Below are 14986 nucleotides of genomic sequence, written 5' to 3' on the forward strand. Positions count from 1 at the left end.
CTCACGCTCCCTTCAGCCGCGGGTCGAGCGAGATATAGCTGACGTCGACGATGAAATTGGCGATCAGCATGGTTGCTGTCATGATCAGGAGCTGGCCCTGGATGACGGGATAATCGCGGGCGAGGATTGCCTGGTAGAGAATGTTGCCGAGACCGGGATAGTTGTAGACGACCTCGGTCACCAGCGAGCCGCCGAGGATGGTGCCGATGGCGATGGCAAGGCTGGAGACGGTCGGCAGCAGGGCGTTGCGCGCCGCATACCAGAGCATCACATGCCGGTCGGAGAGGCCCTTGGCGCGGGCCATGACGATATAGTCCTCGCCGAGCAGGTTGATCATGTTGTTGCGCATGGTGACGGTGAAACCGCCGATCAGCACGGTGCAGAGGGTCACCATCGGCAGGATGCCGTGATAGGCGACGCTGCCGATATAGTGCAGGCTGAAGGCCGGATCGAGCGACGGATCGGCGGCATAGCCGTTCGGAAACCAGCCGAGCGTGAAGCCGAAGATGAAGAGCACGATCAGCGACGTCACGACGGCCGGTACCGAGGTCGCGAAGATCGCGCCGACGGAGACGATGACGTCGAACCTGCTGCCGCGCCGCCAGGCGGCGAGGATGCCGAGGAAGGTGCCGAGCGCGAAGCTGACGATCGTCGCCGTTCCCATCAGGCCGACGGTCCAGACGAGGGCATGGCCGAGAACCGAGGTGACCGGCAACGGGAAATACTTGATCGAGCGGCCGAGATCGCCGGTGAAGATGCTGCCGAGATAGGTGAGATATTGCTGCCAGAGCGGACCGTCGACGAAGCCGAAGGTCAGCTTCAGCGCCTGCAGGCTTTCCGGCGGCAATTCGGCGCCGGCGCTCGAAAACATGATCTGCACGGGATCGCCCGGCATCAGACGGGGCAGGAAGAAATTGATCGTCGCTGCCGCGGTGAAGGCTGCCATGTAGAAGACGAGGCGGCGAAGCAGGAAAGCCATGGGGACTCCGTCGTGAGCGGAGCGGCGTTGACGCGCCGCTCCCGAGATCAATGCCTTACTTGACCGGCTCCAAGGCGAGCAGGTTCAAGAGGCGCGCCGGATTGGTGCGCGAGATCGACGGATTGACGAAGGGATTTTCCTTGGTCGACCAGCCGGTGAAACGCTTGGTGTTGTACTGGTACCAGTTCGGATTGTTGAAGACCGGAATGACAGGCATGTTTTCGGCGACGATGCGCTGCGCCTTGTTCATCGCTTCCTTCTGTTTGGCGAGGTCGGCGGTCTGGGTGAACTCGGTGACGAGCTTCTCCACATCCGGGTTGAACCAGCGCTGCGCGGTGAAGCGGGTCTTGCCTTTGTCCGAAGCGCTGAAGGCGCGCTTGTAGGGATAGTAGGGCGAAGCCGAAGCCGGCAGGCTGTTGATCGCCGCATCGAAGGTGCCGTTGATGAGGTTGCCGGTCCATACGGCTTCTTCAGGCGTTTCGATCTTGGCATCGATGCCGACCGCCTGCATGCCTTCGACGGCGATGTTGACGGTGTCGACCCAGTCCGTCCAGGAGTTTGGGACGATGATCGAGAAGGCGATCTTGCTGCCGTCGGAATTGTCGCGGAAGCCGTCGCCATCCTTGTCCTTGTAGCCGGCCTCGTCGAGCAGCGCCTTGGCCGCGTCGGCGTCATAGGTCGCGTATTTGCCGAAGTCGGCCTTGATGGAAGGGTCTGCCCAGCTCTTGTAGAGTTCACCCATCAGGCCGGGGTCTTCGTTCAGCGTCGGGTAGCCGTAGCCGGCGACGTCGATCATCGTCTTGCGGTCGAGCGCCATGCCGACGGCGCGGCGGAACTTCACATCGTTGAAGGCCTTCTTGTTGTTCTCGTTTGCGGTTTCCAAGTTGAACAGGAAGGCGACCATGCTGCTCGGCGAATACCAATAGTGGAAATGCGCCGGGTCCTTCGAGACATAGACATTGTCGATGTCGGGAATGAAGGAGACGCCCCAGTCGAGCGTGCCGTCGGCGGTTGCCGTCAGGATCTGATTGTTGTCGGCAAGCTGCGGAAAGCGCATGCAGTCGATCTTCAGATGCGCGTTGTCCCAATAGTTCGGGTTGCGGCACTGGTCGTAGGTCTGGCCGGTGAAGCGCGGCACCTCCGTCAGCGGGCCGCTGCCGACCGGGGTCTCGTTGGCGAAGGTGACGGGATCGGCGACGTCCTTCCAGACATGTTCGGGAACGATTGGCAGCTGCGAGATCTGCTCGGCGGCAAGCGAGCTCGGATTGGCGAGGGTGAAGCGCACCGTCTGGCCGTCGACGGCTTGGACGTCGGTGACGAACGTCCAGATGCTGACGAAATCGAGCGCCGGGAATTTCTTCAGATAGTCATAGGTGAACTTGACGTCGGATGCGGTCAGCGGCTTGCCATCAGACCATTTCAGGTTCCGGCGCAGCTTGAATTCGATGCTCTTCAGATCGTCGGAGAGCTTGAAGCTTTCGGCCAGGCGATAGACTGGCTTGTTGCTGTCGAAGCGATTGAAAATCACCAGCGGCTCGTAGATGAAGTCGAGCGTCGACTGGCGCGACGAAGTCTGGTTGAACGGGTTGAAGTTGCGAACCCAGGTGGTTGCCGGTTCGATATTCGCCGTCAGGATCGTCTGCGCCATGGCGGATCCCGAAATCAGCGTGAGTGCTGCGGCCCCAAGAAGATATTTTTTCATGTTCCATTCCCCTTCTTCTTATACGTGAAAAATGATGTGCCGGTCAGGCGGCCGGCACGCTGGCAAACATGTCTTCGACTTGCCGGTGAGCGGCGCGATAATCGATCTTGAGATTGCCGAGGCGGGCCTTGCCGGCGGCGATGCGCTTGAGAGCGGCGTCGGTCAGCGGGCGGGCGGCCTTGGCTGCGGCTTCGCTTTCCCTGACGTCACCGTGGCTGTGGAGGGCGATATCGAAGCCCGCGTCGAGCACTTGGGCGACGCGTTCCGGCAGGGTGCCGGAGAGCGACTGCATGAAGATGCAGTCGGATATCAGCACGCCCTCATAGCCCATCTCCTTGCGGATCAGGTCGTGCATAACAGGCGAGATCGAAGCCGGCAGCTCCGCGTCATAAGCCGAATAGACGACATGGGCGACCATGGCCCAGGGCGTATCCTTCAGCGTGACGAACGGCTTGAAATCGGTGGCGATGAGCGTTTCGCGGCTGGCATCGACCACCGGACGCTCCTTGTGGGAGTCGAGCGTGGCGCGGCCATGGCCGGGAATATGCTTCATGACGGGCATGTTGCCGGTCTCTAGCAGGCCGTCGACCACCTCGCGGCCGAGGGCGGCGATGAAGTCCGGATCGGGGCCGAAGGAGCGGGCGCCGATGACCGCGCTCGTCGTCTCGAAGACGAGGTCGAGAACGGGCGAGCAGCCGCTGGAAAGGCCGAGTTCCGTCATCATCGCGCCCATGGCCTGGGAGGAAAGGCGCAGTGCCTTTTTGCCGAGATCGAGATCGCGCCGCGCCAGTTCGGCGAACTGGCCGAAGCTGTGGAAGAGCGGCCAGGGACCGGCGTCGAGGTGTTGGACGCGCCCGCCTTCCTGGTCGGTGAAGACAGGCGCATCGTCGCGGCCGACGGCTTCGCGAAAGCGCTCGATCAGGCGCCTCGTCTGCTCCGGCTCGCGCTGATTGCGCCGCCCGACGAAAAGGCCGAGCGGGTTGGTGTCGCGAAAGAGCGCGAATTCATAATCCGATATGATGGGATTCGGAAGCCCGACGAAAAGGGCAAGAGGGGTCGAGGACAATTCTGGAACTCCGGTATCAGATGGTCATTTCGGCGCGCTTCTGAGCATGCCTTCGTAAATGCCCTTGTCGGGGGCGGGGATAACGATGGCGCCTGCGGTCCTGGCGTAGAAGTCGACGGGGCCGGCATCGCCGATGAAGGCGTAGGCATGGCCGAGCGTCTTCATTGTCTCAAGGCAGGCGGAAAACAGCGCGAGGCCGATGCCCCTGCCGCGTGCTCCGGAATCGACGCCGGTCGGGCCGAAGAAGCCACGCGCCGTGGTGTCGTAGCAGGCAAAGCCAAGCAACTTGCCGCCTTCGACTGATATCAGGCAGGCGACGGGCTGGCGGGAAAAAGCGACCGAAACCTCGCTCGCCCAATTCTCGCTGAATTGTTCGCGAACCCAGTTGACCACGAGGTGCAGTTCCGCAGGAAGAGCCGGACGGATGGAGGCGCCGACGACGTCAGCCCGCTCTTTCAGTTCGGCGAGCCTGGTGGAATATAAGCTCACAAGCAGGTCCGGCACCCGTCTCTCCTCTGGATGTTCCGTTATTGCGGAATATATCCCCTTTTAATGTCATAGACTTGGCCATCTCAGAAGGCTTGTCAACAGGGATTTTCTTGGACGCGACTGTTCTCGTTGCGGCCTAGACGTGCGGTATGGGTCCAATGCAAAACGGCCCGGAACAAGCCGGGCCGTTTTACATTTGCATCTGTTTGCCGATGCCAGCGCCTATTCGCCCTCTTGCCAGAGCGCGTGGAAATGCTGCACCGGACCGTGGCCGGAGCCGACGCTGAGCTTTCCGGCGGCTGCGACCGCGCCGGCGAGATAGTCCTTGGCAATGGCAACAGCCCCTGGCGTCGAGTCGCCTTTGGCGAGTTCGGCGGCCAGCGCGCTGGACAGCGTGCAGCCGGTGCCGTGGGTATTCTTGGTCGGCACGCGTCGCGCCTCGAACCAGTGCAGGCCGTCGGCAGTGGCAAGCACGTCGGGGCTTTCGTCACCGTCGAGGTGTCCGCCCTTGACCAGCACGGCGGCCGGACCAAGGGCGCGCAGCCGCTCGGCCTGGGCGGCCATCTCGGCCCGGTTTGTCGCGACCGGCTGGTGCAGAAGTGCGGCGGCTTCCGGCAGGTTCGGGGTGAGAAGCGTGGCAAGTGGCAGCAGCCGCCTGGTCAGCACGTCGACCGCTTCAGGTGCGAGCAGGGCGGCGCCCCCCTTGGCGATCATCACCGGGTCGAGAACGACGGGGATGCCACGCCGGTGCGCGAGGGCTGCGGCAACAGCCTCGGCGATGCCGGCATTGGCGATCATGCCGATCTTGACGGCGTCGACGCGCACATCGGCAAAGACGGCATCGACCTGGTCGGCGACGAATTGCGGCGGCACCAGATGCACGCCGCTCACCCCTTGCGTGTTCTGCGCCGTCAGCGCGGTCAGCACCGCCATGCCGTAGACGCCGCGGGCGGAAAAGGCCTTGAGATCGGCCTGGATGCCGGCACCGCCCGAGGGATCGGAGCCGGCGATGGAGAGAACGTTGCGGATCATGGGCGGACCTTTCGGATTTCTGCGGCGATGCGGCGCGTGGCCGCCTCGGGGTCCGGCGTGCCGGCGATGGCTGAGACGACGGCAAGCCCATTGGCGCCTGCGGCAAATACCTCGGCCACGTGGTTCGCCTTGAGGCCGCCGATGGCGACTGACGGCACCGGCGAAGCCTTCACCAGCCTTGCCAGACCGTCAAAGCCGATCGGCTGCTTGTGGTCGGCCTTGGTCGGCGTCGCAAAGACCGGTCCGACGCCGGCATAATCGACGAGACCGGGATCGACGGCGCTAGCAAGCGGCGCGGTCTCGACCGAGAGGCCGAGGATCATCCCGGGGCCGATCATCGTCCGTGCCGTGCGCGCGTCCATGTCTTCCTGGCCGATATGTAGGCCGTCGGCACTTATGGCGATCGCCGCCTCGACATCGTCGTTGACGATGAGCAGGGCGCCGGTTCCCGCAAGCGCTTGTTTCAAGGCTCGGCCGGTCTCGATCATTCTGGTCGTGCCCGCATGTTTGTCGCGCAGTTGCACCATCGTGGCGCCGCCGGCAACGGCAAGGCGCGCGGTCTCGACCATGCCGATCCCGGCGCAGAGTTCGGGGTCGAGGACGAGATAGAGCGAAAGGTCGAAAACCTTCATACGGCCGAAATCCTTGCCCGGGCATCGAGCGTTTCGGCGTCCAGGGCTGACAGCGCATCGAGGAAACGCCAAGCGAAGGAGCCGGGGCCGGCCGCCCCGAGGGCGGCATCCTCGCCCGCGACGGAGAAGGTCGCAAGGGCCGCAACTGTCGCCCCGAACGTATCCTCAGGGGCGGTCGCGGCAAAGGCGCCGATCAGGCAGGTGAGCGAGCAGCCGAGTGCGGTGACCTGCGGCATCAGGACCGATCCGCCTTTGATGCGCACGGCTCTTTCACCATCGGTGACGAAATCGGCCGCACCGGTGACGGCGACCACCGCCCGCTGCCGCTCGGCGAGCCGCCGCGCCGAGCCTTCCGCCTGCTCGACCGGGTCGCGGCTGTCGACGCCCTGGCCGCGGCTCTCTCCGCCGGCAAGGGCGATGATCTCGGAAGCATTGCCGCGGATGATCGTCGGCTTCAGCGCCAGGAGATCGGCGACCGCTCCGCGGCGGAAGGCCGTCGCGTAATGCGCGACCGGATCGAGGACCCATGGTTTGCCGGCTGCGTTGGCGGCCCTCGCCGCCGTCTGCATGCCTTCGATCCATTGCGTCGAAAGCGTGCCGATGTTGATGGTCAATGCATTCGCGATGCCGGCGAATTCGCCGGCTTCTTCAGCGGCGTGCACCATGGCGGGCGAGGCGCCCGACGCAAGCAGAACATTGGCCGCGATGTTCATGGCGACATAATTGGTGATGCACTGGACGAGCGGCGGCTTTTCGCGCATCGCCTTCAGCATGGCTCCCGACGTGATCTTGTTTTGCATGGCGCCCCTTTCAGGCGGGGGCGGGCACGGGGCAATTCGTGCGGGCGAAACCGCGACCCCGAGCGACTCCCTCCGCCGGCATTATCCGGTTCAGGTTCGAAGGGTGCTTCTCAGCCCGTCTGTCGACGGGCGCCCCTGTCTCTCATCGCGCTCTTTTTCGCAGAGAACGGGGCGGATGTCATCTCGAAAATGAGGGTTCGGTACTCTCCTTGCGGCTGCGCTTTAGGCGTGAACGTTGCTGCTCAGGAATGCAATCCCGATCGCATCCTATCCGGCTAACTCAAATCGTGAAGATCCGTCGTAATCGCCGGCCCGATCGAAAACTCCGAAAACCGCACCCTCAACCCGCTGCGCTCCGGCGTGCAGGCCGCCGGCCCGACTTCATAGCGGTCGGCAGCCGGGAAGGGCGCTAGCCGCAGCAGCGGCCAGCGGCTGCCGTCGCGGGAGGCCTGGATGCGCATGGCGCCGCCTGCGACGGTGACGCGGATGTGGAAATCTTCGAGTTCCTCGAAGGGCTGGGACACCGACCAGTCGGATCTGCCGTCGGTGACGACGGCGCTGAGGAAGGCTTCGCCGTCGGTGAATTCGACGCCTGACTTCACCCAGCGTGTTTCGTCGAGGCGCACCATCAGGCCGGCCTGATCGTAGAGGGTGCGGAATTCGCCCTGGATGCGGATCTCGGCGGTGAAGCTGTCACCGGTGGGAAAAGCGAGGAAATGGCCGTTGTCGCGGGTGAAGCCGTAATAGGTTTCGCACCAAAAATCGGTTTTCTCGTCGGTCGTCAGGGTGAGGCTGGTTTCGTCTGCGCGCCAGCTGGCCGGCTCGTTCAGCCACTTTCCTTTGTTGAAATCGATGCTCATCCCGTTCTCCCGTTCTGTTGAAGCCTGACCGCAGGCGACCACCTGACTTTGGCATATCATGCCGCTTTCATGCAGCGCAGACAGCCGCAGATGAAGATGGTGCTTTTTCGGCGTCGCGCTATCCGCGGCTGCATAATCCGTCGCCCGCGCTTGACAGGATCGATCCAGTTCTTATTCTGTTACAAAAAGATGAATTGCATAATAATGGAACTAAACGGGAGCCATCACATGAAAACACTGGTCGCATTCCTGCTCGGTACCGCGCTCGTCGCCCTGCCGTCCGCCCTGCTTGCCCAGGAAAAGGGCGGCGTCATCAATGTCGCGACGATCGGCGAGCCGCCGACGCTCGATCCGATGTCGTCGACGGCTGATCTTGTCGGCATCGTCACCCAGCATATTTTCGAAACGCTCTACACCTTCGACAAGAGTTGGAACGTCACGCCGCTGCTGGCCGAAAGCCTGCCGGAGATCAGCGCCGACGGCAAAACCTATACGATCAAGCTGAGGACCGGCATCAAGTTCCACGACAATACAGACATGACGTCCGAGGATGTTGTCGCCTCGCTTGGCCGCTGGACGAAGATCGCCTCGCGCGGCAAGCAGGTGGCGGGCTTCATCGGCAAGATCGCCGCGACCGATCCTTCGACCGTCACCATCACCCTGAAGCAGCCCTATGCGCCGCTGACCTCGTTGCTCGCCTTCAACAATTCGGCGGCGATCATCATCCCTTCCGAAAAGCAGGACGAACCGATGAAGGAATTCATTGGCACCGGCCCCTATATGCTGAAGGAGCGCAAGGCCGACCAATATATCCAGCTCGTCCGCTTCGACGGCTATAAGTCACGCGAGGGCGACGGCAATGGTTACGGCGGCGCCCGCCATCAATATCTCGATGAAATCCGCTTCGTGCCGGTGCCGGATCCGAACACCCGCGTCGAGGCCGCCATTTCGGGCCAATATGATTATGTCGACTCGATCGCGGTCGAATCCTACGACAAGCTGAAGGCGTCGACTGCCTCGCAGCCGGTCATGCTGAAGCCCTTCGGTTATCCGGTCTTCGTCTTCAATACGAAGGAAGGTGTGGCTGCCAATGTCGAGGTCCGCAAGGCGATCCGCCAAGCGCTCAGCATGGAAGACATGCTGGCGGCAGCCTTCGGCAGCAAGGATTTTTATGCGCTCGACGGCGCCATCTACCCCAAGACCTTTGCCTGGTCGACGGATGCCGGCGTCGAGGGCGCCTATAATGTCGCCGATCCGGAAGGGGCGGCGGCTGCCGCCAAGAAAGCGGGTTACAACGGCGAGCCGATCCGCATCCTGACCAGCCGTCAATACGAGTTCCATTACAAGATGGCGCAGGTCGCCGCCGAATATCTGAAGCTTGCCGGCTTCACCGTCGATATGCAGGTGGTGGACTGGGCGACGCTGACGCAGCGCCGCACCGATCCGAAGCTCTGGGATATCTATATCACCCACAGCCCCTTCCTGCCGGAGCCGGCCCTCATCGGCTCGCTCTCGACCAGTTCGCCGGGCTGGTGGGACACGCCAGCCCGCAAGGCCGCCGTCGATGCCTTCACCTCCGAGGTCGACCCGAAGAAGCGCGTGGCGCTCTGGGCCGATGTTCAGAAGGCGGTTTATACCGACGCGCCCTTCATGAAGATCGGCGATTTCAACGCCGTCTCGGCGAAGTCGGTCAAGCTCGAAGGAGTCGATCCGGCTCCCTGGCCGTATTTCTGGAACGCTTCGATCAAGAAGTGAGCATCACCGCCGGCACCGGTCCTTCGGGACCGGTACCGGTCATCTTTTCTGCCGCATCTGCAAGGGCTTGAAGGCCGGCATTCATGATCCGCTACATCCTCCAGCGCCTGTTCGGCATGATCGTCGTGATGTTTCTCGTCGTCACGATCGTCTTCGTCATCGTGCGTGTGACGCCGGGAGATCCGGCCGCCGTTATGCTCGGGCCGGATGCGACGCCGCAGGATATTGCCGATCTCCGAACCCGGCTCGGCCTCGATCAATCGCTCGGGTTGCAATATGTCTATTATATCGGCCAGTTGCTGAAGGGTGATCTCGGCCAGTCGATCTTCCTGAACATGCCCGTCACATCGGCCCTCATCGACCGGGCCGAGCCGACCTTCTTCCTGACGCTGTTTTCGCTTGCCATTGCCAGCGCCATCGCCCTGCCGATCGGCATCTATGCCGCCTATCGGCGCGGTTCCTTCATTGACCAGGCGGCAACGACGCTCGCCATGTTCGCCGCCAGCATTCCGAGCTTCTGGCTCGGGCTCATTCTCATGCAGTTCTTCGCCGTGCGGTTCAATCTCTTCCCGGTCTCGGGATATGGCGGCCCGGGCTCGACCTTCATCGACCGGATGTATCACCTGACCCTGCCGGCCTTTGCGCTTGGCATCGTCTCCTCGGCGTTGATCCTGCGCTTCACCCGCGCCTCGATGCTCGATGTGCTCGGCGACGATTATATCCGCACGGCCCGCGCCAAGGGCTTGATCGAGCGCAAGGTCATCCTCAAGCACGCGTTGAGGAATGCGCTGATCCCAATCCTGACGGTGCTCGGCCTGACGGCGGCGGTGCTGATTTCGGGCGCTGTTGTCACCGAAACAGTCTTCGGCCTGCCGGGTGTCGGCAATCTCGTCGTTTCGGCGGTGTTGCGCCGCGATTATCCCGTCATCCAAGGGGCGCTGCTCGTCATCGCCGCGCTCTATGTGCTGATCAATTTTGCGATCGACATGCTCTACCTGCTGGTCGATCCGAGGGTGCGCTACTGATGGCCGATATCGCAATCAAACCAGCCGAAAGCGAAGGCGGCAAATTCGTCCGCCGCCTGATGAAGCGCAGGACGGTGGCCTTCGGCCTGCTGATCCTGGCGATCTTCGTGCTGCTGGCGGCCTTCGCGCCTGTAGTCGCGCCCTATTCGCCGTCGAAGCTTTCCATCGTCAACCGACTGAAGCCGCCGAGCGGCACCTTCTTCTTCGGCACTGACGAGTTCGGTCGCGACGTCTTCTCGCGCACGATCTTCGCGGGCCGCCTGTCGCTGTTCGTCGGGGCTGCGGTCGTCGCGCTTTCGGCCGCAATTGGCGTCACGCTCGGCCTGCTCGCCGGCTTCTTCCAGAAGCTCGATACGCCGATAGCCCGGCTGATCGACGCGATGATGGCTTTCCCCGATATTCTGCTGGCGATCGCGCTGGTCGCCGCCCTCGGCCCGTCATTGACGACCGTCATCATCGCGTTGTCGATCGTCTATGCGCCGCGCCTTGCCCGCATCGTGCGAGCCTCGACGCTCGTTATTCGCGAGCTGCCCTATGTCGAGGCGGCGAGGGCGCTCGGGATTTCGACCTTCCACATCATGACGCGGCATGTGCTGCGCAATCTGCTGTCGCCGATCCTGGTGCAGGGCACATTCCTCTTCGCCAGCGCCATGCTTGCCGAGGCCGGCCTGTCCTTTCTCGGCCTCGGCGTCAGCCCCGAGATCCCAACCTGGGGAACGATGATCGCCGCCGGCCGGCAATATATCGGCCAGGCCGACTGGATGACGCTTTTCCCCGGCGTCGCGATCGTTCTCTCGGTGCTGTCGCTGCAGATGGTCGGCGACGGCCTGAGGGACATGCTCGACCCGAGACTTCGCAAGGACCTTTGATCCGTCGACCAGCGGTCGGCCAATCCAAATTCGCCAATCGAAATTCGCATGACAGGAGTTCGCGTGAATCAGTTCCCCGCCGCAGCCGGCAAGGTCGAGAATTCGCCTTACCAACGGTTAGCCGCTCTTGGCATAACGCTGCCGCCGCCGCCACCGCCGATTGCCAATTTCGTGACGCATGTGGTGGAAGGCAGCATGCTCTATCTATCCGGCCAGGGGCCGCGCGAAGCCGATGGCTTCCTGCATGCCGGCAAGGTCGGCGGCGGCGTCGGTGTCGACGAGGCGTACCGGCATGCGCGGCTGACCGGCATCAACCTGCTTGCCGTCATGCATGAGGCGCTCGGCGATCTCTCGCGCGTCAGGCGGGTGGTCAAGCTGCTCGGCATGGTCAACGCCGTACCCGAGTTCGAGGACCATCCGAGCGTCATCAACGGCTGTTCCGACCTGTTGATCGCGGTCTTCGGAGCGGCAGGCGAACATGCCCGCTCGGCCGTCGGCTTCGGCTCGCTGCCCGGCAATATCACCGTCGAGATCGAGGCGATCGTCGCTTTGCATGGATGACGAGGTGTGTTTTCATGTTTGGAGTGGTCTTCGGATGACCTTTTCCTATCTTAACCCGCGTCCGTTCTCCGGCTGTTCGACACTGCCGGACGACCGCCCCATGTTTCGCCCTTCGCCCCAGACTTCCGGAGATCTTCATGCCCGATGATATCAGACCTTCGCTCGGCCTTCGTCCCGTCATCAATGTGTCCGGCACGATGACCAGCCTTGGCGCTTCGATCGTCGTTCCCGAGGCGATCGCGGCGATGGCGTCCATCCTGCCGCACTTCGCCGAGATCAACGACCTGCAGCGCAAGGCAAGCGGCGTCATCGCCCGGCTGACCGGCGGCGAGGCGGGCTTCGTCACCGCCTCCTGCTCGGCCGGTATTTCGCTTACCGTCGCCGGTGCGATCACCGGCAACAATCTGCTGGCTATCGAGAGGCTGCCGGATGCCGTGTCTGAGAAGAACGAAGTGCTGGTGCAGATGGGCCATGTGGTCAGCTACGGTGCGCCCGTCGACCAGGCAATCCGGCTTGCCGGCGGCAAGGTCGTGCTTGTGGGACAGGCGACTTCGACCCATCGCTTCCATATGGAAAACGCCATCACCGACAAAACCGCAGCCGCCGTCTATGTCGTTTCCCACCACGTCGTCGATTACGGCCTCTTGAACCTCAAGGAATTCGTCGAGATCGCCCATGCCAAGGGGGTGCCCGTTATCGTCGATGCGGCATCGGAATATGACCTCAAGATTTTCCTGGAGCAGGGGGCTGATATCGCGCTTTATTCCGGCCACAAGTTTCTCGGCGGCCCGACCTCCGGCATCGTTGCCGGCAGGAAGGATTTGGTGCGCCATGCCTTCCTGCAGAATATGGGCATCGGCCGCGGCATGAAGGTAGGCAAGGAGAGCATTTTCGGCGTCATGGCGGCGCTGGAAGCCTGGGAAAGGCGCGACCATGCCGGCATCCGCGAACGCGAGACCGGCTATCTCAATCTCTGGAAGAAGACCCTCCAGGGTCGTCCCGGCGTCACCGCGCTGATCGAGCCCGACCCCACCAACAATCCGCTCGACCGTCTGCGTCTCATCGTCGATCCCGAACAGGCCCATATCACCGCCTGGGATCTGGCCGATGCGCTGGCGAGAGGCAACCCGCCGATCATCGTGCGCGACCACGAGGTGGAGCACCGCTATTTCTATCTCGACCCCTGCAACCTGCATCCGGGCCAGGAGGTGATCGTCGCAAACCGTCTTGCTGAGGAGCTCGACAAGGCGCGCGCCTCCAACGAGATCATCGCAACCCCGATCGAAAACCGCAGCCGGCACCGCTTCGACGGATTGCTGCGCTGGCCGGATTGACCCGCCGTTCTCATCCGCCGCAAGAGGAGCCGAAATGGCCAACGCCCAAGCCCAGCCGATCGAGACATTGAGCCCCGTTCTTTCCGTCGACAGGCTGACCACCTCCTTCCTCGTGGACGGCGCCTGGAAACCGGTCGTGCGCGATGTCTCCTTCACCGTCGCGCCCGGTGAAACCGTGGCGATCGTCGGCGAATCCGGCTCGGGCAAGAGCGTGACGTCGCTGTCGATCATGCGGCTGTTGCAGCCGGAAACGAGCCGCACCGAAGGCTGCGTCGTGCTCGGCGGCCGCGACCTGCTGGCGCTGCCGGAACACGCGATGCGGCAGGTGCGCGGCAATGAGGTGGCGATGATCTTCCAGGAGCCGATGACCTCGCTCAATCCGCTTTTCACCATCGGCGATCAGATCTCCGAAGCGCTGCTTTGCCATTCCGATTTGAGCCGGGCCGATGCCAGGGCCGAAACGATCAGGCTCTTGGAGAAGGTCCGCATCCCCTCGGCCGCCTCGCGCTTCGACGAATATCCGCACCGTTTTTCCGGCGGCATGCGCCAGCGGGTGATGATCGCCATGGCGCTCGCCAGCCGGCCGAAACTGCTGATCGCCGACGAGCCGACGACAGCGCTCGACGTGACGATCCAGGGGCAGATCCTCGATCTCATCAAGATGCTGCAGGCGGAGGAGGGGACCTCCGTTCTCTTCATCACGCATGACATGGGCGTTGTCGCCGAGATCGCCGACAGAACGGTGGTGATGTATCGCGGCGAGCAGGTCGAAAGCGGCGTCACCGCCGATATCTTCCACCGCGGCAGACATCCTTATACGAAGGCGCTGCTGTCCGCCGTGCCGGTGCTCGGCTCGATGCAGGGTCGGCAGAGGCCGCTGCGTTTTCCCGTGGTCAATACCGCAACGGGCGAATCCGACGTTCCCGCCGAGGCAGCCGATACGGTGGCAGTGACGCCCGTCCTGCAGGTGAAGAACCTCACCAAGCGCTTCGATATCCACTCCGGCCTCTTCGGCCGGCTGACGAGCCGCGTGCACGCGGTCGAAAACGTCTCTTTCGATCTCCATGCCGGCGAGACGCTGTCGCTCGTCGGCGAATCCGGCTGCGGCAAATCGACGACAGGGCGGGCCATCATGCGCCTGATCGAGCCGCAGGCCGGTTCGGTGCTCGTCGAGGGGAGGGAGGTGCTCGGCCTCGACAGGAGGGCACTGCGCGAAATGCGCAAATCCGTGCAGATGATCTTCCAGGATCCCTTCGCCAGCCTCAATCCGCGCATGACGGTGGGTGCTGCGATCGCCGAGCCCTATCTCGAGCACGGCATGGGCACGGCGAAACAGTCCAAGGACGTCGTTGCCGATCTGCTGGTCAAGGTCGGCCTTTCCGCGGAGATGGCCGGGCGTTATCCGCATGAATTTTCCGGCGGACAGCGCCAGCGCATCTGCATTGCCCGGGCGCTTGCCCTGCAGCCGAAGGTCATCATTGCCGACGAAAGCGTTTCGGCGCTCGACGTCTCGATCAAGGCGCAGGTCATCAACCTGATGCTCGACCTGCAGCAGAGCCTCAACCTCGCCTTTCTGTTCATATCGCATGATATGGCGGTGGTCGAGCGCGTCAGCCACCGCGTGGCGGTGATGTATCTCGGCGAGATCGTCGAGGTCGGCCCGCGCGCCGCCATATTCGAAAATCCGCAGCACCCCTATACGAAGAAGCTTATCGCCGCCGTGCCGGTGCCCGATCCCGACCGTCGCCACGAAAAGCGCCTGGTGGCGAATGACGAGATCAAAAGCCCGATGCGACCGGTCGACTATGCCCCCCCGAAAGCTTTCTATCGCGAGGTCGGGCCCGGCCACCTGGTGATGGCGGATCGCTCGTCCGGCTTGTGA

At 63.0% G+C, this 14986-nt stretch carries 14 protein-coding genes and 1 riboswitch; of the genes, 6 read left to right on the forward strand and 8 right to left on the reverse strand.

The features are described from left to right. Position 1: 1 nt before the first annotated feature. The 8 genes from HJC04_RS05230 to HJC04_RS05265 all read right to left on the reverse strand — a co-directional run bounded on the left by HJC04_RS05230 (position 2) and on the right by HJC04_RS05265 (position 7560). Positions 2–979 carry an ABC transporter permease gene (locus tag HJC04_RS05230; protein WP_210632352.1) on the reverse strand — a complete coding sequence of 326 codons (978 nt, stop codon included), beginning with the start codon at positions 977–979 and terminating at the stop codon, positions 2–4. A gap of 55 nt (positions 980–1034) precedes the next feature. Continuing rightward, positions 1035–2681, reverse strand: coding sequence for an ABC transporter substrate-binding protein (locus HJC04_RS05235; RefSeq protein WP_210632353.1), 1647 nt, complete (start codon positions 2679–2681; stop codon positions 1035–1037). Between the two features lie 43 nt (positions 2682–2724). Next, entirely contained in the window at positions 2725–3747 is a 1023-nt protein-coding gene (locus HJC04_RS05240; RefSeq protein WP_221145095.1) for a glycoside hydrolase family 3 N-terminal domain-containing protein, read from the reverse strand. A 24-nt stretch (positions 3748–3771) separates the two neighbouring features. After that, positions 3772–4251: a GNAT family N-acetyltransferase gene (locus tag HJC04_RS05245; protein WP_221145097.1), complete on the reverse strand. Its 480-nt coding sequence runs from the start codon at positions 4249–4251 to the stop codon at positions 3772–3774. Between the two features lie 207 nt (positions 4252–4458). Continuing rightward, complete coding sequence (gene thiD, locus HJC04_RS05250; protein WP_221145099.1) at positions 4459–5268, reverse strand: bifunctional hydroxymethylpyrimidine kinase/phosphomethylpyrimidine kinase; 810 nt, start codon at positions 5266–5268, stop codon at positions 4459–4461. After that, positions 5265–5900 carry a thiamine phosphate synthase gene (gene thiE, locus HJC04_RS05255; RefSeq protein ID WP_221145109.1) on the reverse strand — a complete coding sequence of 212 codons (636 nt, stop codon included), beginning with the start codon at positions 5898–5900 and terminating at the stop codon, positions 5265–5267. The genes thiD and thiE overlap by 4 nt, the downstream gene beginning before the upstream one ends. After that, the gene (gene thiM, locus HJC04_RS05260; RefSeq protein WP_210632358.1) at positions 5897–6700 is read right to left on the reverse strand and encodes a hydroxyethylthiazole kinase; all 804 of its coding nucleotides are present in this window, start codon (positions 6698–6700) and stop codon (positions 5897–5899) included. The genes thiE and thiM overlap by 4 nt, the downstream gene beginning before the upstream one ends. A 50-nt stretch (positions 6701–6750) precedes the next feature. Next, positions 6751–6847: riboswitch (TPP riboswitch) on the reverse strand. 128 nt (positions 6848–6975) lie between these two features. Next, positions 6976–7560, reverse strand: coding sequence for a DUF1349 domain-containing protein (locus tag HJC04_RS05265; protein WP_221145112.1), 585 nt, complete (start codon positions 7558–7560; stop codon positions 6976–6978). A 228-nt stretch (positions 7561–7788) separates the two neighbouring features. On the opposite strand from HJC04_RS05265, the gene HJC04_RS05270 reads away from it, so the two are divergent. From HJC04_RS05270 to HJC04_RS05295, 6 genes are all read left to right on the forward strand, one after another. Then, positions 7789–9315: an ABC transporter substrate-binding protein gene (locus tag HJC04_RS05270; RefSeq protein WP_221145122.1), complete on the forward strand. Its 1527-nt coding sequence runs from the start codon at positions 7789–7791 to the stop codon at positions 9313–9315. Between the two features lie 83 nt (positions 9316–9398). Beyond that, on the forward strand, positions 9399–10340 hold the full coding sequence (locus HJC04_RS05275; RefSeq protein ID WP_210632361.1) for an ABC transporter permease: 942 nt from the start codon (positions 9399–9401) through the stop codon (positions 10338–10340). Then, on the forward strand, positions 10340–11209 hold the full coding sequence (locus HJC04_RS05280; RefSeq protein WP_221145124.1) for an ABC transporter permease: 870 nt from the start codon (positions 10340–10342) through the stop codon (positions 11207–11209). The genes HJC04_RS05275 and HJC04_RS05280 overlap by 1 nt, the downstream gene beginning before the upstream one ends. A gap of 48 nt (positions 11210–11257) precedes the next feature. Then, positions 11258–11770 carry a RidA family protein gene (locus HJC04_RS05285; protein WP_210632363.1) on the forward strand — a complete coding sequence of 171 codons (513 nt, stop codon included), beginning with the start codon at positions 11258–11260 and terminating at the stop codon, positions 11768–11770. Positions 11771–11907: 137 nt separating this feature from the next. Continuing rightward, entirely contained in the window at positions 11908–13104 is a 1197-nt protein-coding gene (locus HJC04_RS05290; RefSeq protein ID WP_221145126.1) for an aminotransferase class V-fold PLP-dependent enzyme, read from the forward strand. Between the two features lie 34 nt (positions 13105–13138). Then, positions 13139–14986: an ABC transporter ATP-binding protein gene (locus HJC04_RS05295; RefSeq protein ID WP_210632365.1), complete on the forward strand. Its 1848-nt coding sequence runs from the start codon at positions 13139–13141 to the stop codon at positions 14984–14986.

The organism is Rhizobium sp. NLR8a, assembly GCF_019685235.1.
Taxonomy (GTDB): Bacteria; Pseudomonadota; Alphaproteobacteria; order Rhizobiales; family Rhizobiaceae; genus Rhizobium.

Coding starts and splice junctions, on each gene's coding strand:
- HJC04_RS05230 (WP_210632352.1), bottom strand. CDS start 979: ATGGCTTTCCTGCTTCGCCGCCTCGTCTTCTACATGGCAGCCTTCACC.
- HJC04_RS05235 (WP_210632353.1), bottom strand. CDS start 2,681: ATGAAAAAATATCTTCTTGGGGCCGCAGCACTCACGCTGATTTCGGGA.
- thiD (WP_221145099.1), bottom strand. CDS start 5,268: ATGATCCGCAACGTTCTCTCCATCGCCGGCTCCGATCCCTCGGGCGGT.
- thiE (WP_221145109.1), bottom strand. CDS start 5,900: ATGAAGGTTTTCGACCTTTCGCTCTATCTCGTCCTCGACCCCGAACTC.
- thiM (WP_210632358.1), bottom strand. CDS start 6,700: ATGCAAAACAAGATCACGTCGGGAGCCATGCTGAAGGCGATGCGCGAA.
- HJC04_RS05265 (WP_221145112.1), bottom strand. CDS start 7,560: ATGAGCATCGATTTCAACAAAGGAAAGTGGCTGAACGAGCCGGCCAGC.
- HJC04_RS05270 (WP_221145122.1), top strand. CDS start 7,789: ATGAAAACACTGGTCGCATTCCTGCTCGGTACCGCGCTCGTCGCCCTG.
- HJC04_RS05275 (WP_210632361.1), top strand. CDS start 9,399: ATGATCCGCTACATCCTCCAGCGCCTGTTCGGCATGATCGTCGTGATG.
- HJC04_RS05280 (WP_221145124.1), top strand. CDS start 10,340: ATGGCCGATATCGCAATCAAACCAGCCGAAAGCGAAGGCGGCAAATTC.
- HJC04_RS05285 (WP_210632363.1), top strand. CDS start 11,258: ATGACAGGAGTTCGCGTGAATCAGTTCCCCGCCGCAGCCGGCAAGGTC.
- HJC04_RS05290 (WP_221145126.1), top strand. CDS start 11,908: ATGCCCGATGATATCAGACCTTCGCTCGGCCTTCGTCCCGTCATCAAT.
- HJC04_RS05295 (WP_210632365.1), top strand. CDS start 13,139: ATGGCCAACGCCCAAGCCCAGCCGATCGAGACATTGAGCCCCGTTCTT.